Annotated in this window: 4 protein-coding genes (1 of these 4 running past the window's edge); all 4 read right to left on the bottom strand. The window is 64.3% G+C overall.

What is annotated here, in order from left to right:
• Window positions 1–312 precede the first annotated feature (312 nt).
• Window positions 313–2,343 carry a preprotein translocase subunit SecA gene (locus LLW23_RS08950; RefSeq protein WP_228944758.1) on the bottom strand — a complete coding sequence of 677 codons (2,031 nt, stop codon included), beginning with the start codon at window positions 2,341–2,343 and terminating at the stop codon, window positions 313–315.
• Window positions 2,336–4,465, bottom strand: coding sequence for a site-2 protease family protein (locus LLW23_RS08945; protein WP_228944757.1), 2,130 nt, complete (start codon window positions 4,463–4,465; stop codon window positions 2,336–2,338). The genes LLW23_RS08950 and LLW23_RS08945 overlap by 8 nt, the downstream gene beginning before the upstream one ends.
• Window positions 4,466–4,523: 58 nt before the next feature.
• Complete coding sequence (locus LLW23_RS08940) at window positions 4,524–6,155, bottom strand: efflux RND transporter periplasmic adaptor subunit (RefSeq protein WP_228944755.1); 1,632 nt, start codon at window positions 6,153–6,155, stop codon at window positions 4,524–4,526.
• Between the two features lie 257 nt (window positions 6,156–6,412).
• A protein-coding gene (locus LLW23_RS08935; RefSeq protein ID WP_228944753.1) for an Ig-like domain-containing protein crosses the window boundary here: on the bottom strand, window positions 6,413–22,028 show its 3' end. Its footprint extends 22,142 nt past the window's final position; 15,616 of the gene's 37,758 nt are visible here — the last part of the coding sequence; its start codon lies off the right edge, out of view; the stop codon is at window positions 6,413–6,415.

Here is a 22,028-nt window from a genome sequence, read left to right as displayed (position 1 = left end):
TGGAGCCGGCCGCCGTTCCTATTGAAAGCCGTCCCAGCGAGGACCCACGCGGGTTCCCAAGCCAAAGCCCCCTGGCCTCAGCAGACGCCGCTTCCCTTGTTGAAGCGCCATAAAGAAGGTGGTGCCGCTTAGACGAGGCATGCACAGCCGCTAATCCATCTCGCTTAAATTGCGGTGCATTTGGCCTGACAAAGCCCCACCGACCAGATCGCCTCGGGTGACGAGTCAAACCGGAGAAACGGTCTCGGCGGCTTAGCTCTCGATCGTCGGCTCATCTAGCCGCGCTATTTCAGATCTAAAAGGGGCACCACGTTAGTCTGACAGGGTCCCGGCTAACGCCAGGCTTTCCTTCAACCGTTCTTCGGAGAGTTCGGCCTGGCGTCGGCTAGCAGCGTGACGACGTTCGGCGACGGATTGCGCCCATCGGCGCAGCCATTTGGCGGCGCCGCCGACGACCGGCCATTCGCGGCTGAAGGACGCGACCGTTTTCGCCAGCTGCGGGGCAAAGTGGCGGTAAAGTTCATCGTCGAGGGCGGTGATCGCTTCCGATGATCCGGGGTCGCCCTGTCGCGCGGCGCGCCCATAAAGCTGGCGGTCGACCCGGGCCGTTTCGTGAAAGGCGGTCAGGATGACGTGGAGGCCGCCTGCCGCCCTGACGTCGGCCGGGATTTCGATATCCGTGCCCCGACCGGCCATGTTCGTCGCCACCGTCACGGCGCCCAAATGCCCTGCCCGCGCGACAATCTCCGCCTCGTCATGATCCTGTCGTGCGTTCAGGACGCGGTGAGCGATGCCACATGCATTCAGCTCTGCGCTGACGGCATCCGAATCCGCCACCGAACGGGTTCCGACCAGAACCGGACGCATCCCCTCCGCGTCGCGCACCGCAGCCACGGTGTGCGCAATCAGCGACCATTTTTCGGCAGCGTGGCGCACCAGCACGTGGCCGCGATGGATCCGCTGGCACGGTCGATTGGTCGGAACCGTGTACACGCGCAGCCCGAAATCCGCCCACAGCTCGCCAGCCACCTCGCGCACCGTCCCGCTCATCCCGGACAGCCGACGATACCGGCGGAAAAAGCGCTGGTATGTGATCCGGGCGAGCGTGGTGCGATTGCCAGTGACTTCCACCTCTTCCTTGGCCTCGACCATCTGGTGCAGTCCGCCTTCCCATGATCGGTCCGGCATGGTGCGCCCGGTAGATTCGTCGACGATCTGCACCTTGCCATCGACGACGACATAGTCGCGGTCCTTAAGGAACAGCAGCCTGGCGGAGAGCGCCTGCGCGGCCAGTTGCTCGCGTGCCTGGCGTATACGCCAGAGACGCTGCGGCAGGCCAGCCGCCAGCGCCTCGACCGCGCGCTTGCCCCGTTCGGTCAGGTCGATCGCGCGTTCAGCTTCCTTGACGGAGAAGTGCGTCTTCACTTCGAGCTGTTTCGAAAGCTCGAGCGCGCACAGGTATAGGCCGTCATCCCCTGCGGGGCGCGTGGCAGAGAGGATCAGCGGGGTACGCGCCTCGTCAATGAAGATCGAATCCGCTTCGTCCACGATCGCGAAATGCAACCCGCGCATCGTCAAGGGCGGACAGGGCTGGCCGCACAGACGCCGGACGCGGCGCCGCGCCAGGCCTCGACCGTTTGCCAGCGTTGCCTGATCCTTCAGATAATCGAAGGCGATTTCCTTGTTGGTCCCGTATACGACATCGGCAAGATAGGCCTGCCGCCGTTCCTCCGGCTCCGTGTCCTGAACGATCAGGCCGGTGGACAGGCCGAACAGGCGATACACCGGATCAAGCTTCTCAAGATCACGGGTGGCGAGATAATCGTTTACGGTGAATATATGTGTCGGCATCCCGGCCAATGCGGCAGTGATGGCCGGCAGCAAGGCCGTGATCGTCTTGCCCTCGCCCGTGGCCATTTCGGCCACCCCGCCTTCCACCATCACCAGCCCACCCATCAGCTGGACCGCATAATGCCGCATGCCCAGCTGGCGCCCTGTCGCCTCCCGGATCAGGGCGAAACATTCGTCGACAAGGTCGGGCACCATGCCGTGACGCGTCAGGCGCGCACGCATCTCGCGGCACCGAACGAGGAAAGCCTCCTCGCCCAACGCCGTCAGATCGGCGAAGCGCTCGAGGATTGCCTCGGCGCGTGCGAGCAGTCCTCTTCCCAGAACGGGCGCATCGACGAGCACCCGACCGATCAACTTTTCCAGCGGACGATCCCATTTCCATTTCTTCGCGGGACCAAGCTCGGGATACGGTGCGATCACCGGGCGCTTGTCGGCGCGGACCTCGCGCCATACGTCAGCGGCACCTGCCTTTATCGCGCGATATTCAAGCATCGAATTGCGATAGCAACAGCTGGCGAACGCGGCGGAAGAGCTGCCACCCCAATGGCTCCCAATCGAGCTGGAAGCGAACATGCACGCGCGTGCCGAAGGGCACCGTCTCGGCCGTCGCCGGCAAGGCGACATCGAACAGGAACACCCGCGTGAGCGAGACCGGGCCATTCTGCGCCGTCGGATCAAGCGCGAACGGTCCGCCGTTGGTCGTGGCGAGTGCCGGGCTTGGCAGGTCGAACGTTCCGCCGGGCACCGCACGCACGATGGCGCTGTCAAAGGTCTGCACCGGACGGTCGGCGATCTTCAGTTTCAAGCTGTCGAGGCGACCGCGGATCAGCTCGAAATCATCCTGCGGAACCGCGATCCGGGCAACGTCAGCGCTACCGGGCGTGACATAGCCGATCAGCTCGCCCTTTCTGACATGACGCCCCGGAAGATCCGCAGCGGTCGCTGCGGCAAGGACGAAGCGACCCGATGTGCCGGCTTCGATGCTCAGGTCACCAAGCCTGTTCTGCTCCACGGCAAGCCGCTTGATCGCCTCTGCCACCTCGATCTGGCCGACATCGCGCAGCACCCGGTCTCCCGCAGCGTCACCGAACCCTGCCCTGAGTTCGGTATCGGCCTTCGCCTGGAGTTCGCGCGCGCGCCAGCGCAGCTTTTCGACTTCTTCATCGAGGATCGGATTTGCCGTTTCGACCAGCAATTCGCCGGCGCGAACCTGCTGACCCTCGCGTGCGGACACGGTGTCGATAACGCCATCACCACCGGCCCGCACATGGGCCGCCTCGGGTAACCAGACGATGCCCTGTGTGGTGACATGATGCGGTGCGGGGATCACGAACAGACCAAGCATCAGCGCGGCGGTCGCGCCGACGGTCCATTGCACTGCGCGACGACGGTTGCGCTGCAATTGCGGGCTCGTGAAGACATGCGCGTACATCTTCCACACCGGCAGCGCGATGGAGGTCCATAAAGTCCAGATCGAGATGGCGACGCCAATGAAGAAGAACTTCTTCGCTACGAGCAAAGCTATGCCAAGCATCATCGCCATGCGTGCGAAGAATGCGGCAGGGGCATAGACGATGAACCACCGCTTTTCCGCCCGGGTCGCGGCAAACTCCTCCTGCCCGGGCGTCTTGAACACATGCCGGGACATCAGGTCGCCCCAGTATTTGTTCGAGCGCTGCGCAAGATTGGGGATCTCGATCAGATCCGACAGGATGAAATAGCCGTCGAATTTCAGCAACGGATTGCCGTTGACGAGGATCGTGGAAATTCCCGCCACCAGCATCACGTTAAACAGAATCGCCCGAAAAACCCCCGGTTCGACCATGACCCAGAGAAACATCGCCACGGCGGCGAGCAACAGTTCCGTCAGCATCCCTGCTGCACCGATAAGAGCCCGCTGCCATTTGCTTGCCAATGCTCCCGCCGCCGATGCATCGACATACGGCACCGGAAACAGTAACAGCAGCATCACGCCCATCTCGCGTACTTCGCGGCCCCGCATCTTTGCGGCATAGCCGTGACCCAGTTCATGGGCGATTTTCACGGCCGGATAGACGAAGGCCATGATGAACAGATTGTCTGCTGCGAGCGCGCGATCCCACAAATTTCCCGTCAGCTCGTCCCAATTCGCGCCGGCCAGAACCAGGGCCGAGATGACCAGCACCAACCACAACACCAAACCGAACCAGCCAAACAACGGCTGAAGCCAAGGCATGGTCCGCGTCAGGAACCGGTCGGGATCAACCAACGGAAAGCGCAGCGACATCGGGCTTTTCAGATTCTGCAGCCACACTTGGCGTTTCTGCTTCTTCTGTCGTTTGAAGAGCTCGGCCGTGTTGGGCGTCGCATCGCTGGCGAGAAGGTCTGAACCGTGCAGCATGCCGAGGGCACGAATGACATCGTCCTGCGTCGGTGCGTCCTCGCCGATCTCGTCCACCAGACATTCCCAGAGTCCGTTGACGGTATGCGTTCCGTCCAGTCGGCCGATCAGGAGATAGGCCCCCCGCGGAAAGCGATGGACCCTGCCGGTCGCACCGTCATCGAGGATATACCACACCTGCCCACGATAGACGTGGCGCCGCACCCGCAGATGCGCGCGCAGCTTTGGCTTCAAGTGCGCTACGTTGAACCAGCTGGCGCTTTCGAAAGGATTTGCCATTGCTCGCGCGCGCCTACGGCAGCCATTTCCAGGCAAACAGGCGCAGCCAATCAATCACGGGGCGCGTCCATATCCCCAGCAGGCTGCGGCGATCGATATCCACCTTTGCCACGCCCTCCATACCCGGCCGCAGCATCTCACGCGCTGTCGGATCGAGTTCCGCCTCCACCCGGAACGTATTGTTGCCGTCGCGACTGTCGGTGACGCTCGTCAGCTTGGTAACGGTGAAGGCGACTGTTTCCCCGGCCAGCCCGGCCGGCGCGAAGCGCCCTTTCTGTCCTGACTCCAGATAGGCGATATCCCCCTCCTGCACGTTCAGCACGACGCGGAAATCATCGAGCGGGGCAACCTCAAACAGGACTTTCCCTTCTTCCACGGGCGAGCCGACCAACTGGCTCACATCCCCGGAGACGAGCACGCCCGAAAAGGGGGCGACGATGTTCACCCGATCGAGCTTATAGGCCATCAGGCGAAGCTCTGATTCAGCCTGACGCAATTGCGCGCCGTAGATGTTCATTTCCGCGCGATTGTGCTCCGCCAGTGCCTTGCGATACTGGCGGCCAAGTCGCTGCGTTTCGGCCTCTGCGCGCGCATGATCGAGGCGGAGATCGCGATCATCCAGCGTCGCCAGAACCTCGCCCTCCTGCACCGTATCGCCCGCCCGGGCGCTGGAGCGCGCAATGAAGCCATCGAAGGGTGCGGCGGCGGCACGCTGAACCCGGCCTTCGAGCGCCGCATCGGCACTGACCCGGAATTGCGCCAGCGGCACGAGCAGCACGACGGCGAGCAACAGCGCGGCGATCCCGACAGCCTTGGCCAAGGGCCGACGCGGACCAAACAGCGCCTGGGCGCCGTCCATCGCCTTGTTCCGGATACGCCCACTGAAGAGGCGGGCCTCGCGCTGCTTCAGGGATATCGTGGGTGCGACGAGCGAAGCCGCGGTTTCGCACAGCAAAAGCTCAGCCGCGGTGAAAGCCTGGCCGTCCTTGTCCCGCTCGATCGTCAGCACGCCAGAGGGAATACCGCGATCCTCGAACGGGATCGAGGCAACGGCCCCGCTCGCGCTGGCGGCAGAAAGCCGCGCGTGCTGGATCGTAATCGCACCACCGTCCTTTTCGTGGGGCAACACGATGCGGGCATGCTGGTCATGCGCCTCGTCCATCGCGGCCTCGATCAGTTCGACGATATCGGAACGCTTTCGAAACCAGGCACCGTGCGACATTGCCGCCAGCTTCACCGAATTGTGCCTGACCAATCCTATCGCCACACGATCTGCCTGGACGGCGCGCGCAACCTCGTTGGCAAAGGCCATCAATGTTTCCTGTAGGCTGTCCTTCTCCTGCACCGCAGCCAGCAATTCCATTGCCGCCACCGCAGCGGGGGGCGCCGTCGCCACCGCTTCACCGCCGCTCGCCGCCTTGTGCTGCCACACCAGCGAGAGAATCCAGCCGACGCCCCAGTGGAGTTCGCGCAACGCCCGTTGCAGGCCGGACGAACTGGAATCGGCAAGTGCCAGGACGATGACACCATGAATCTGCTCGGACGAGGCGACCGGATATGCGATCAACGTGTGCCCGTTCTTCGCGACGGGCGGGATGATCTGTGGCTGGCCGCTGGCCAGCGCGGTTTCACCCGCCTGGCGCAACGGATCGAGATCGACCGGCGCAGCGGGCCAGATTGCCGCGGGGGCGTAAGCGCGCGGCCCCGCCTCCAGCAGAACGAGCCCGGCGATCGTTCCGGGCGTGCGGGCGCATTGCAGATCCAGCCACGCCCGGCAAAAGCTCGCCCCATCGCTCGCCGAGGCGAGGGCCGTCCAAAGCTGGGCTTCGGCCGCATCGGGCGAAGCAGCGTCGTCGGTCGGTTCGCCGCGAGGATCGGCGACCCGCGCCGTGCTGTCCTCCATCAGCCCGCGCCTTCCTCTTCCTTCTCGCGCCGACTGCGTGTCTTCCGCTCGACTGCCTCCTTGCCCAGAACCGGCAGCGCCATCGCCAGCAACAGCGGGCTCAGATCCGCGGATGGGGGGGCCTGACCGCCAAGCAGCGTGGCCAGCGCCGAACTGCCGGGCTCGACCCGCGCACCAAGCGGCAGCGGCGATGCGTCCATGTCGACGCGGAGTGCCTGCGGCGCGCTATGGCGTGCTTCGGCCGGCGGCTGCTGGACCGACGGAGCCTCTGTCGGCGCGTTCTTTCTCGCATCGGGCTGCACGCCCTCGGGCGGCAGCGGCGTCGTGTCGGTCGCCCGGATGTCGCCCGCCCACTTGGCCACCGCATTGAAGAAGCCATAGGTGGGTTTGGGCAGATCCGGCGTTTCGGCAACTTCCGACTTCTGCGGAGGGTATCGCTTCACATCCAGCGGCACGAAATAGGGAATGCGCGGATTGTTGAACGGCCGGTAATCGCGGATGTCGGCGATCAGTTCCGGCGGCAGACCCGTCCAGGCCGCCAGTTCGTCAGTCTGACCGATTGCAAGCCGCGTGATCTCATACCGATCGAGCACCGTCAGCATCTGATCGCCATCGGCGTCGCCGAAGATGCCAACCACCTGCAATCCTTCGTCCCGCTGGGTCGCGAGCGGATCTGCCGCGTTGATCATCTCGACCGTCACCACCAGAACCTCGCTCGCGCCATAAGGCGCGGTTTCCGGCACCGTGGCGTCGAGGCTGACGATTACGCGATTGCCGGCCGCGATCGGCGTATCGCTGACGATCGTGACCCTCAAAAGCCCCTTGCCACCGTCCGCCTGATCGACCGCCCAGGTCAATCTGGCGTCTTCGGGCAGATCCGGTCCGGCATTCACCCCGTCCAGCCGCAGCAGCGCGGGATCGTACTGGACCGTGAAGGTCATCGTCTTGACGCCGCCTTCGCTGGAAAAGCGAACCTGCAATCCGGCTTCGTCTTCCTGCGGCACATCAATCTTCTCAGCCGGTGCGCGCAGGAAATCGGGCAGTTCCGCCGTGCCGGCTAAAGCATTGGCGTTGCGTTGGATGCCGGCATAGTCGCCGCCCGCCACACCATCGGCATCGCCATCCAGGAGTGCACCACCGCCGCCGACGAAGGCGTCGTCGGTGAGAACCAGCACATAGGAATCATATTGCAGCGTCTGGCCATCGACCCGGCTGATCACCAGCGCGCCGCTCGCCTGATCGATTCGCAACGAAATGTCGACTGGCCCGCTCAGCTGGCCAATCAGCGTGACGGGCCGGCCGCCCTGCGGGAGGCCAGCAAGCGGTTCGCTGAACGTCACGACAAGCTCGCCCGCGACGAACTGCGTGCCGCTAACCTGCAGCAGCGGCGCTGCGGCCACCGCCACGGCAATCGGCGCGGCGGTGAAGCTGCCGTCGTCATTTCTGAGGACCGCGACGACCGAATAGGTGCCGGCGGTCGCATAAACATGGCCCGCGCCGCTCGCATCGCCGGCAAGGCTGGTCGGCGGCGTACCGTCACCCCAGTCGATGCTCCATCCCAACGGCGTGTCGGCGCCAGGATCGCTCGAGCCCAGCGCGACCTGGTAGAGAAGGCCCACGCCAGCCGTTTCCGAACTGACGAGTGTCAGGGTCGGCGCGACATCTGTGACATCGACGGTCAGCGTCCCCGTCGCCGAGCCGCCGCGTTGATCGCGGACCCGAACGACAAGTTCGACCTGAGTCGCGCCATCGGCAGCGAACCAGTTCAACCTGCCATCGGCGGTGAGTGTCGCGCCGGCAGGACCGGACACCAGATCCCAAACGAGCGCCTCGGCCGGACCATCCGGGTCCGTCGCGACGAGACTGAACGTAACCGTCTGCCCTTCCGCCACCGTCAACGCAGGCAGTGCCTCCAGCACCGGGCTCTGATTGGGAACCGCTGCGATGGCGATGATGAAGCTCACCTCGTCAAATGCACCCGCCCGGTCAGTGACACGCACGATCACGGCTTGCTCGCCCGGCGCACCGGCGGTCCAGCTGAACACGCCAGTCGGCGAGACGGTAGCGCCTTCCGGTCCCGAAATGAGCGACCACATCAGATCTCCCGGATCTTCCTCGGCGTCGCTGGCCGTCAGTGAAACGATCACGAGGCCGCCCGGCTTCACGGTGCGGTCATCGACCGGCGTGGCCACGGGGACGGTGTTCGGTCGTGCGGTGACGGCGATCGTGAAGCTCGCCTGGTCAAATGCACCCGCCGGGTCCGTGACTCGGACGATGACCGTTTGGTCGCCTGGCCGGCTTGCATTCCAGCTGAAAAGCCCGTCCGCGGTGACGCTGGCGCCTTCGGGACCAGCGACCAGGCTGAAGACCAGCGCGTCCTGCGGGTGATCATTATCGGTAGCGGACAATTGCACGCTTACGGCGTCACCTGCCGTCACGGCACGATCGGTTACCGGGCCAAACACTGGCGACGCGTTCGCCCGCGCATCGACCGTGATGGTGAAGCTGACGTCAGCGAAAAGCCCCGCGCTATCGGTGACGCGGGCCGTAACCGCCTGATCGCCCGGCGCACCGGCGGTCCAGCTGAACTGGCCGGTCAGCGAGACGGTAGCGCCTTCCGGTCCCGAAACGAGCGTCCATACCAGATCGCCCGGCTCGTCCTCGGCGTCGCTGGCCGTCAGCGGGATGATGATGACGCCGCCCGGATTCACGGTGCGGTCGTCGACCGCCATCGCCACGGGGGCGGTGTTCGGTTGGGCGGTGACGGCGATCGTGAAGCGCGCCTCGTCAAAAGCACCCGCCGGGTCCGTGACGCGGACGATGACCGTTTGATCGCCTGGCCGGCTTGCATTCCAGCTGAAAAGCCCGTCCGCGGTGACGCTGGCGCCTTCGGGACCAGCGACCAGCCTGAAGACCAGCGCGTCCTGCGGGTGATCATTATCGGTAGCGGACAATTGCACGCTTACGGCGTCACCGGCTGTGACCGCGCGGTTGGTCACCGGGCCGAACACTGGCGCGATGTTCGCTCGCGTATCGACCGTGATGCTGAAGCTGACGTCAGCGAAAAGCCCCGCGCTATCGGTGACCCGGGCCGTAACCAATTGGTCGCCCGGCACCGCGTCTGCGGTCCAGCTGAACACGCCGGTCGGGGAGACTGCCGCTCCTTCTGGCCCCGAAACGAGCGTCCACACCAGATCGCCCGGCTCGTCCTCGGCGTCGCTGGCCGTCAGCGGGATGATGACGATCCCGCCCGGTTTCACCGCGCGGTCATCGACCGGCGTGGCCACGGGGGCGGTGTTGCCGGGGATCAGGGTTACCGCAATGGCAAAGCTGGTCTCGGTAGAGGCTCCTTCCGGATCAGTCACACGGACCGTCACCTGCTGCTGGGCAGCGTCGCCAGTTGCGGTCCAGTTGAACAAACCACCGGGCGAGATGCTGGCGCCGGCCGGGCCGGAGACGAGGCTGTACACCAGCGCAGCCGGCTCGTGATCGGGATCGCTGGCGGTCAGCTGCACAGAGAGGGTTTCACCCTCGGCCACCACCTGCGAACCGACCGCGCCGATCAGCGGCGACGCATTCTCCGCGGGCGTCATGGTGATCGTGAAGCTGGTTTCGACAAAGGCTCCAGCGGCGTCGGTGACGCGCACGGTGACCGCCTGATCGCCGGCGCCAACCGCATTCCACGTAAATTGGCCATCCGGAGACAGGATCGCCCCCTCGGGACCGGAGACCAAGGTGAAAGTCAAATCCTCGGGAGCATCGTCGATATCGCTTGCCGCGACCGCAAGGGCGATCGCCGAGCCGAGCCCGGCGCTGAAATCGCCCACCGGGTCGATTGCGGGCGCATCGTTCACGGCATTGACGGTGATGCTGACCGTGGCGTTGGCGGGCGGGTTGATGTTGTCGGTGACCGAATAGGTAAAGCTATCAGGCCCGAAATAATTGGCGTTGGGCACATAGGTCCATCCGCCACCCGGCTGGGCGGGAGCGACCAAGGTCCCGTTGGCCGGGCCAGTCAGGATCGTCACCGCGAGCGGATCCCCATCGACATCGGCATCGTTGGCGAGGAAGTCAATCGCCAGCGAGCCGTCTTCGGGCAAGGAAACCGCATCGTCCTGCGCCACCGGCTGGGTGTTGACGGTGCCGCCGAAGGTAACATTGTCGACCGTCACCAGACTGTCGAGCGCGCCCTGCCCGATCAGGTCGAAGCTGAGCAGCACGCCATTGGTGGTGTCCATTCCGGCAAGCGAGATGGTTACGATCGCCGGTCCCGTCAGCGGATTGCCCTGCACCACCACGCCGGGGGCGAGGTAGAGCGAACCGTCGGCCTGCAGGTTGAGCATCGCGTCGCTTAAGTCGAGCCCGCCGAGCGCGCCGAGCAGCGACAGCCCGGTCACCGGATCGAGCAGCGCCACTTCGAAGGCGTCGGGCGGTAGGTCGGCGCTGGTGCCGAGCGTGGCGGATTCGATGCGGAAGCTGATGCTCTGCGCGCCCGCGGGGATGGCGAAGCCCTCCCGCAGCGAGCTGAGCAGCTGCGAATGCTCCGCCAGCACCCCGACGCCGCCCGAAACCGAGCCCGCGCCGGTGCCGCTCCAGCCGCTCGCGGCGGAAAAATCGCCATTTGTGAGCGGATTGGTGGCCACGATGCCGAGCTGCAGAGGCGATGCCATGGCGAGGGTCTGGACGAACTCGCCCCCCTCAACCGGCTGAAGCACAATGGTGGGCGCATCAGCGATTGTCGAGGCATTGCCGCCAGCACCGCCGTTTTGGTCCTGCTCCTGCTCTGGCGCAGGAATGTCATGCGCTGCGATCAGGCGGCGTTCGGACATGACAAGCATCTCGCTCATCAATTGCTTGCCGTCGAGCGCCGGGATGTGCGGCAGATCCAGGGCATGGCCGAGTTCGTGCATGATCACGGTCAGCAGGTCGATCCGGCCCGCCGATTGCGCTCCATCGGCTGCCGCAAGGAGGTGCGTTGCCGCTCCAGCCGCGAATTCCTCATTCTCACCCGGAGTCAGATCGACGAACCAGCCGGCACCGGCTGCATCGTCGTCGATGGTGATGACCCCGTTGGCAAAGGTGGCCAGCGCGTTGCTGCCGAAATCCTCGAAGCGAATTTCGATACCGGCGAACACTTCCGGCGTCGCATCGACAAAGGTCGAGGCGAGCCATGCCTGCTTTGCGGTGTCGAGCAGGGCCGCCAGGCGCTCTTGTGTTAACTCGCTCGAACTGCCGGCAGGTTCGAGTGGTACGGTTCCCTGGAGCAGCAGCGGTATGCCCTGCGGCACCGCCGACAGCTTGACCGCGTCGAGGATCAGCACGGTGCCGACAATGGTTTCGTCATTGCGCGCGTCGAGCGTCGTGTTGGCGCCGAGCGCGGCAATCACCGCTGGCGAAAGCCTCTCGAAGCCGCCGACCAGTTCGAAGCTGATCGTGACGGTCTTGCCGAGCAGGGCTTCGGGGATGGTCACCACATTGTCGTGACGGCTGAAGAAGCCCGGCTTGAGCGGCTCGAACACCGTCACCGGCGCGCCGCCGGAGATATCCGCCGGCGTGAAGGTGATGTTGAGCCCGCCACTGGCGTCGGAGAGATAGGGGATCAACGTTTCGTAAGTCAGGAAAGGCTTGGCCGGGTCGAGATAGACGCGGTTGTGGGTGACCTTGGTGACGTTGATCGCGCCATCCTCGAAATCGAACAGCTTCTCGAGGCTTTGCTCGACGAAGGCGCGGATTTCCCCGTTGGCCTGCCGCTCTTCCGGTGTGGTGACCTCTGAATCGATCGGAAAGACCGCGTCAAGCATGCCGTTGACCAGCGCGAACAGCGCGACTTCCGAGCCCATCAGCAGGCCGTAATCCTGGGTCTCGCCGAACAGCGTGGCGAGCAGCCCCTCGATCCGCTTGCCGATTTCCTCATGGAGGAAATCGCGCAGCGCTTCGGTCGGTGTGCGGGTGATGTAATCGAGCAGCTTGAACCCGTCGTCGAGCACGCCCGCCAGCGCCCCGTCGGCAGCCACGAGGAAGGCGTTGAGCTTTTCGTATGCCAGTTGGATGGTGTTGTATTGAATCAGTTCGGCGGCGCTCAAATCGGCCTGCTGCGCCGTCGTGAGAACGGGGGGCGGGTCCGCCGCCGTAACCAGCTTGCCAACCAGCGAACTGCTGACCTTGCGGCCGTAGCCCTTCCAGAAATTGGCCCAAGTCGACTTCACTTCCGGGCCAATATTGGTTTCGATCACGAACAGCGCGCCGATATCAAGCGCTGGCACGGAGAGATCCACCGCGCCGACTTCGAGGTTGAACCCGCCGACAGTGTATCCCTCGCCGCCGTGGAAAGACCAGCCGGGAATTTCATAGGACAGCGGGAAACGACCGCGATCGCTGCCGTCAATGGCGGTGTAGAAGCTCTGCTTCAGCCCCGCCTCGAATTCGCCGTTGAAGATCGTCGGGACGACTTCCTCGTTCTTCTGCGTCTCGGTGTTGTCGTAATAGACCGGCACCCGGCCCTGCCCGGTGCCCTCGCCCGGACGCGCGTTGCCGCCACCGCCGACCAGCGAATAATACCACCCATAGTGGATGCCTTCCCAGATCGAGCGATTGCCCTCCTCGGCATCGGGATCGTCGTCGGTGATGCCGACCTCGTACCAGGGCACGTTGTTCAGCAATTGCGTCGGGAGAATGCCCTTGGCGAAGGTGACGCGACCTTCATCGGTGATGCGGCGGAAGATCGGATTGCCGTCGATATCGGTCTCGCTGGTGTCGACCGTGCCGGTGTACCATTGCCACACGCGATCATGCGGTCCGCCAAACCCGATCGATCCCAGCCCCACCACCGAGGTGAGCAGATCAAGCGCGCGGACGATGTCGTCGCCGGTAAAACCGGCGAGCGCCATCTCCTCCAGCTTCACCCCGTCCATATTGAGCAGTGAGTAAGCTTGTTCGATTTCCTCATTGGTGATCGCGCCCGCTTCGTCGGTGACGGGCTTGTTGGCCGCGCCGAGCAGGTATTCGATCTCGGGCGAATTGCCCGGCTTGCTTCCACCCGGAAGCGTAACCACGGTGCCGCCCAGCGCGCGCCCGTTGATCGTCGTGGTGAACAGCGAATCCCCTTCGAACACGGGAATTCCGTCGATTTTGTAGCTGGCGGTCTGCTGGTAATAATTGTCCGAATAGGTGACGTTGTTCCAGATCTGGACGTCGGGATCGGAGAATTCGCTGAAGCTGGCGGGATTGAGCTTCACGCCCGCATAATCGGCGACCTTGAAGGCGGCATTCACGATCTTGTGGAAGTGTTGGACCGCCTTGAAGGCGGTCTTGCCGAACAGCTTGGCAACCAGTTCCGCCGCGCGGAACAGCTTATCCGCCACCGCGACGACATCGATATCCAGCGAAGGCTGGTTGCCATCGTGGATGTCGAGCGTGGTCATCTGGATGCCGCCATGGCCCGCCAGCGGATGGCTTGCCGAAGGGCTGCCCGCATTCGGGAACACCGTGCCCAGCCGCTGAATGATCTCGGAATTGACCACCGTGCCGCGCCCATGCCCGATGAAGTGGAGCGGAGTGGACAGAAGGTTGCCCTGGCCCGAGGGCCCGACGCCGCCACTCGCACGGTCGAGCGCGACGATCGAGGCGAACAGCGCTTCGGCGGCGGCTTCGGCAAAGCCCGAATCGGTGATGTCCGATTCCTTGTGCCAGTCGGCCACCAGCGCCACCGCCTTGCCGGGCTGCAAGGCCGCCGCGTTGCGTTTGCCGCTGATCGGATCGTACCAGTCGCCGGTTTTCTTGTCGTACCACAGCGCCACGCCGCCACCGCTCGCCTCGACGATGGCATCGGCCATCTGGGCAAACCAGGTGTACTCACCGTCGGCATCGCGCTGGGCGAAGTTGTCCTCACCCGTCGACAAGCCGAGTTCCATGCCGTGGGTGATAACGGTCACCCCGTTGAACGCGACCCCGAGCGTATCGACGAGATTGACCGGGGCAACCTTGAAGGAGGCGTTGCCATGCGCGACATAATCATTGGGATCGAGGTCGTCGTCGGGATCGCTGTGGCCGACGAACATCCGCACGCCCCATTGGTATTCCTGCCCCGCGGTCAGCAGTTCGGACAGCCGCCGCCCGAAGGTGACCTGCGTGATGTTGCTGCCGGGCTCGGGGGCGGTGAAGCCCTTGGTCATCACATATTTGCCGTCCTCCACGACGATGTCATAGAAATAGTTGCCGGGTTTCAGCCGCTCGGACGTGAAGATGCGGTTGGGGTTGAAGTCCTTCAGATCGGCGGGATCGGGATCTTCCTCGCCCAAAACCAGGCTGCGATCGGGCCATTTATCGTCCGGCCACAGGCCCTCCCCGGGCCGCAGCGCGCTGACGAACAGCTGCGTCTCGTATTCGTCGATCGGCGCCAGATCGGTATCGACTTCCCACTGGAAGGTGATCTGCAGGTTCTCGTCGCCGTGCACGTCCTGTTGCGTCACCGGACCGAGCAGCTTGAGAGCCAGCACGTCCTGCAAGGCAAGTCCGTGGCCATGGCGAGCGACGTCGATCGCCGGCAGGTATAGTGCTTCCAACGGATGCTGTTCCGAGAAGTACCCGTTGACCTCGAACTGATAACCATTGGTATCGAGCGCGTATTGCTGCCCGACGAAATTGCTCGAACGGACATTGCCGCGGTCGCGGTTGAAGGGGATATCGACCCGCGCGATCAGTTCCTCGGCATCGATGACCACGATGTTTCCAGCGCCGCGATAATTGGCGTAGAGCTTCTGGCCGGTGACATCGAGTTCGAGATCCTCGAGGAAGGCCATCGGGATCGGGGTGGTCGAACCGAGGATCCTGGGAAGCGCGGAGAATGGATCGGCGATCACCATGATCTTGGAGCCGATCTGATGATAGTCGTCGATCTGCTCGCCAACGTCGGTGTTGCGGAACCAGTAATAGGCCGGCAGGCCCCAGTCGGCGACGAACAGGTAGCTGGCCGAACGATCGACTGCCAGACCCGAGGCGTGGCGGATGTCGAGATCCGCCGTATTGCCCGTGCCATAGGTCGCGGTGCCGAAGTTGAATCCGCCGATCATAGCGTAATCATCAGTCACGCCGATCGCTTCGGCATTGAGCCGCGTGGCGATAGGGCGGATGGTTTGGTCGAACTGGAAATTGAGCGGGCTGTTGTCGGCAACCTGGAGCGGGATCACGCCCTGACCCATCGAGCCGCGCGCGGCGACGATCATGCGGTCGGGATCGTTCGGTACGGCGATGATCTCGAACGGCTCGATTCCGGCGTCCTGGCGTGCGATCACCTGGCGCCACTTGCGTGGATTGGCGTCGCTGCCATCAGCCGGGCGATCCGCTTGCGCGACATTGATGACGATGACCTGGCCCTGGTCGTCGCCATTCTGCCACACCCAGCCATTGGGGCCGTACATCTCCGAAACAGGAACCGTGACATAGAGACGCGTGCCATCGGCATTGAGCGCGATATCGGTCACGTGACCATATTTGGCACCATCGCTCGTCGTGATGGAAACATCGATCGAAGTCAGCGCGTCTGCGGCAAGGATTTTCAGATAATTGGGCGAATTGGGATCGAGGTCGATCACATTCACCTTGCCCAGAGTGGCGGCGTAGAGATAGCGGCCGCCGGGATCGAGCGCGAGCGCGGTGACCGCGTTGTTGACGTATTCTACCGTGTCGGGCCTGCCATCGCCGTCTGAATCGACCGCGCGCGCACCGCCGGTATAGATCATGTCGATTTCGGGCGTGGATGGGTCGACGTCGTATTGCTGCAAGGTAAATGTGTCGATCACCATGATCCCGGCATCGGTGGCGACATAGGCCGCACCCAGGTCGGGCCGGACGACGATATCGCGCACCGTACCTGCGGTCGGGATGGTGAACAGCACCCGCTCCACCAGATTGGCGACGGCCGACGGGTCCGCTGCTTGTGCAGCCTCGGCCAGCAGGGCCTCGTCCTTGGTCACGATATCGATGACCTGGACCCCCACGGGACTTCCCGCGAAGGCATAGCCGCGATTGTTGTCGATCGTCACCGGCTGGCTGCGGTGGTAGGTGGGATCGAAGATTTCGCTTTCGTATTCGCCCTCTATCGGACGTTCGACAAAGATGTCCGCTGCGCCCAGCAGGATGGTGTTCGGCACCTTCAGGACGATGCGGCCGAACTCGCGACTGCCGATGAAGGTAAAATCGTCCTTGGTCAGAACCACCTCGAAATTGCCGGTCTTGAACACCAAGCGCAACGCATCGGGGCTGGCGCCAAGGCCGGTCTCGGCCAGGAAGTCACGGCCCTGCAAGGTCAGATAGGCGGTGATGCCATCCACGCCCTGCACCAGTTGCACGCTGGCGCCCTGCGCCGGCCCGGCATCAGGATCGGGGTCGAACGGGCTTGAAACATTGTCTTCCTCGCGGAAGATTGTGGGCTTGCCCACCACCTTGGGATCGGCCGGCGGGATCGACACGGTCTGGCGGATCAGGCGATCGCCGATCGACGGGTTGAAATTGAGGTCGACCTCGGTGATCTGGCCGCTGCGTGCCTTGGCATAAAGGATGGCCGAGAGGCCCTCGCCCAAGACCGGCACCGCCAGCGCGAGCATGGTCGCGATGATCCCGGTGTTGACGACCGTACCGACCAGTCCGCCGGTGACCGAGAAGCCGAGCGCGGTGATCGTCATGGCGGTGAAGGTCAGCTGACCGGTCACATCGATCCGCACCTGCTGCATCGGCTGCGAAGCGCGGGCAATCATGACCTGCCCGCTCTTGCTCAGTCCGGGGAACGGCGGCGAGCTGGTGCGGGCGATGCCGTTCTGGTCGATCGTGCCGTTGTCGATCATGACCCATGTTTCGATGAATACGCCGGCCGTGGTCTCGATCGTCTGCTGCTGGAAGAAATACACCTCGTCGCCGGGCGCACCGATCTCCGCCGGGACCGGGGCGGCGATTTGCAGCGGACCTTCGATCGCGTCGCCCTCGACAGTGAGGTTGAACGCCGCAATGAAATCGAAAAAAGCCTCGTTCGGCGGTGCGAGGGCAAGATCGGCCTTGGCGACGCTGGTAACCTGGACATTGGTATCGCCGTCGAGCTGCCTGGGGCCGAATGCGAGTTGGATCCCCTCGTCGTTCTCGACGATCGCGCCATCGGCGCCGATGGTCACGGCATTGCCGTTGACTGCGGCCTCGACCCGCACCTCGATCCGGTCCTCGCCGAAGGCGTTGATCACCGTCACGGTGGTGACGCCGACACCAACCCCGCGCATCAGCCCGTTGGCATCGACGGTGACCACGCTGTCATTGCCAGAGATGTAGATCGTCCCGGCTTCTGGGCCATCGGCATAGAATTCGTCGGTCGGATCGAGCCGGGTGACAATCTGGCGCGCTTGGCCTGCGGGCAGGATGGTCACCGCGTCGGGATAGGCATCGATGCCATAGGCGCTGGTGGTGAAATCGATGTAGTCGCTGGGCGGCCCCACCGTCACCACGGTCGCCGCCGCAATATTGCCGCGCCTTGCGGTAATATAGCTGGTCCCCCGGCCCATCGCGGTCAGCCTGCCTTCGGCGTCGAGCTGAGCGACTGCGGGATCGGCAACAAGCACGTCGACATAGGAGAACGGCAACCACACATTCTCCTGATCGGCGAAGGTGCCCATCGCCATCACCAGACCCTGCTCGCCGATATTGCCGAAATTGTATTGCCGTTCGACGAAATTGATCGACAGCAGCGCCGCATCGGACACGTTGATATCGATAACCGCCTGCGCCGACGTGCCGAACCCGTCATCGGCGGTCAGCGTGATGCTCGCCACGCCCACATAGCCCTCGTGTGGGGTGAACAGCACCTGCGCGCCGCGCGAATTGAGCTGCGCGGTGCCGCCTTCGACCGACACGATCCGGTAATATAGAACATCGCCATCGGGATCGGTCGCCACATCGGACAAGGTCAGCCATGCGGCGAGATCGACATGGGTGTAAATGTCAGGAAGTTGCGCTGCCAGCACCGGCGCCAGATTGGCAATAAAGCCGAAATTGGCCGCCACCAATTGGCGATCAGCCGCATCGACGATCCCGTCGCCGCTGACATCGGCGCCGGTCGTCCCGGTTTCCAGCGCGAGGCTGTCCGCCCCGTCCACATTGCCGTTGCCGTCGATATCGCCAGCAATCCGCAGGTCCGCGATGTAGCTGCCCGAACCCGTCAGCGTCAGCTGGAACAACCCGGGGTCCACCGCCGCGAACAATGTGACCCGCTGCCCGCCGATCATCGCGCTCGCGAGCGCCTCGATCCCGGCGATCTCGGGCATGACGTTGCCGCTCGTCGCCAGTCGCAGGATCACCGCGCCTCCGGCGGGGCCGGTCATCTCGCTCTCGCGCAGCGTGAAGGCGTAGGTCTCGCTGCCACCGGCACCGAGGTCACCGGTGAAAGGGACTCCGGTGAAATTGGCGACGCTGGCGAGATCGGCCTTAACCGGCTGGAGCGAAATTCCGCCATCGCTGCCATACAGGATCCGGGTGCCGTCGCCACCCGAGGGTATCTCGATCGACAGCTGTCCAGCCGAATAGCCGTAGCGGGTGCCTTCCCCCGTGGCGATGTCGCGAACCGCGATCAGGCGTCCCTCGGCGTCGTAGCTGTAAACCGCCGACCGGCCGTCCGCCGTGCTGGCGCGCGTGATATCGCCCTGGCCATCGCGGAGGAGTTGCAAGGATGCTCCGCCGAGCGCGGTGATCGCTCCGTTCCCCACCAGCAGTCTGCCTTGCGGTGTGTCGAGCGCCACCGTCCCGCGATCGCTGTCGATCGTCTGGATCGTGCCATCGGGCCAGGTCAGCGTGTAATCCTCGTCGCCATAGAACGAGGCGGCGGGGTTGTAGGCGAGCCCGGTCGCGACATCGTGAAAAGACGCACCGGTGCGGCGCAACTGGACGTCGATTGAATCAATTGTGAACCCGTGATCCCCCTCGGCCTGCCATGCCGGGCGCCAGAATGTGATCCCCCCGATCTGCTCCGCCACCGGGGCGAAGGTGAACACCGCGCGCTCACCCGTCGGCAGGGAAAGATAGACCCGCGTGCCGAGCTTGAAGCCCGGCAGCGCGCCGCTGGCATCGCGGTTGTCGCCGACGCTCGCCACAAGATCTGGATCGAGGCCGGGGAAGCTCCATTCCCCGGTCAGGCTGTCGAATTGCCGCAGCAGCGAAAATGGCACCCCGCCGATCGTCCCGGCAGAGTCGGTTTCGCGGACGAGGTAACGACCAAGCTTGTCCTCGCCCGAGCGAATTTCGATATCCGCCGAGGTTACGCTGCTGCGGCCGGAGATGTCGCGCGCGGTGAGCCGCAGGCTGTAGAAGCCATCGGCCAGGCGGCGGGCATCGATTTCGGCCAAGGTGCCGGTTATCGGCGTCTCGCCGCGCGCCAGCTCGGTGGCCGTCCCGTCGCGGGCGATCAATTCGAGCGTCCACGTGTCGAGGTTGGCGTCTGCGACCACTCCCGCGATCGACAGCGGGCCATCGACCAGCGCCCCTTCGAGCCCCGACAGGAAACTCACAACCGGCGCCGAAGAGTCGGACGGATCGCGCACCTTGAGCTGGCTGGTGACAATCTTGACCCCGCCGTCGGCATCGCGCGCTTCGGCCGTCAGCGCGTATTTTCTAGGAGCACCCGCCACGATCGTGGCCCGGCCGTTGGCGTCGAGCAGCAGTTCCTCACCATCGAGCCACAGGCGAAGCGAAGTGATATCCGACAGGCTGTCGGCCACCGCATGGACCAGCACAGACTGGCCCGGAATGGCCGGGAAGCTGGGGGTCAGTTCGATCCGCAGCACCGGCTCGACCGGTTCGAGGAGCGCGCGGAGCAGGATGGGTCGCCTTGTGACCGTGGTTCCGTCGTCGACCAGCAGCGTGACGACATATTCGCCCGCTTGGCCCGGTCCGGGAGTCCACGCGAATGTGCCGCTCGCGGCATCGATGGTCGCCCCTTCGGGCAGGCCCAGCGCCGAGAACGCGAGCACGTCATCGCTATCGGGATCGATGGCGTCGATGACGAAGCTCTTGGCCTCGCCGATGATGAAGGCGTGGTAGCCCTCGCTGATCACCGGCGCACGGTTGATGTCGGCGACACGCACGGTCACGATCATCTCGTCGATCGCGCCGGACGGATCGACCGCGCGGAAGGTGATCGCATGGTCGCCTGCCTGGTCGAAGGTCGGGGTCCACTGGAATTCGCCGCGACTGGCGACGAACAGCGCGCCGGCGGGCAAGCCGCTGACCACCGAAAGCTGGACAGGATCGGCATCGGCGTCGCCCGCGGCCACGCGGAACACGATCGGAGCGCCTTCGCGCACCAGTTGCAAGCCGAGCGGCACCATCTGCGGCGCCTGATTGGTGTTGGCGACGGTGATCGTCACCGTTTCGCTGCTCGACGAATGGCCATCGCTGGCGGTGAACAATACCTGATAGCTGCGGCTGGCGTTGAGCGGCGGCGTCCAGCGGAACGCGCCGCTCACCGGATCGAGCACCGCACCGTCGGGGGCACCCTGCATGGTGAATGTCAGGCGGTCGTTGTCCGCGTCGCTCCCGCGCACGGCAAAAGCCAGCTCCTCGCCTTCCACGGCGGATTGCGCACCCAGCGGGGCAATCACCGGTCCGCTGTTCGCAGCGCGCACCACCACGCTGAAAGCACGGCTGTCGCTGGCGGGAGTGACCAGCCCACTGCCGCTGTCGGTCACCGTCACCTGGGCGGAAAAAGTGCCGATCTGCGCGAAGGTCGGGGTCCATTGGATCAGCGCGCGACCATAGACCGACGTGGCGGTGATCGTCGCCCCGGGCAGGCCCGAAAGCGCATAGGACAAAGCATCCTGGTCCATGTCGGAGACGTCGACAATGGCCTGCCACACCTGCCCCGCCACTGCCACTGCATCGCCCAGAAAAGAGATCACCGGCGCTTCGTTGGCGCTGTTGACGCTGATGTTGAACAGATATCCGCCGCTAAGGGGCTCGCCCAGACCGTCGCCATTGTCGGTCGCGGCGACGAGGATGGTGTAATCGCCGCGCGAGCCGCTGCCCGGCGCAATGCGCAGGACGCCAGTGCCATCACCGTTGTCGGTCAGGGTGATGAAGTCGGGCACCGCGCGGAACGGGCTCTCGTTGAGGACGCTGAGGACGAGCGGGTTGCCGTCGGCATCGGTGGCAAGCAACGGAATTTCGATTACCTGCCCGCTCTCGATCTGGACGTTCTCGATCGCCTGCACGACAGGTCGGCGGTTCTGGTTGAGCACCGTGACCGGCACGACCATCTCGGTCACCAGCACGTTGGCCGGGTCGCCATAATCGGTGGCGCGGAAGCGGAATTCGTAGGTTCCCGCCTGACTGCTGCCGGGCGTCCAGCGCAATTGCATCGAAGCGGAATCGAACATCGCGCCCGGCGGCAATTCGCCGACAAATTCGACCGAGACCGTCTGCGGCGTCGCCGAGGACACTTCCACCACGCCCGCGGCATTGCGCAAAGCCGGAGTGTAATAGGGATTGTCGGGATCGAAGGCGAAGGCCGAGAAGGCCAGCAACTGCCCTTCGAGCACCTGCCAGCCGTCGAGATTGTCGAACACCGGCGGGGCATTGGCGGCCAGCACG

Origin of the sequence: Sphingomonas radiodurans (assembly GCF_020866845.1) — a bacterium.
Lineage (GTDB): Bacteria > Pseudomonadota > Alphaproteobacteria > Sphingomonadales > Sphingomonadaceae > Sphingomonas > Sphingomonas radiodurans.
The sequence above is the reverse complement of the archived record's forward strand: the minus strand, read 5'-3'. Positions and strand labels throughout refer to the sequence as shown.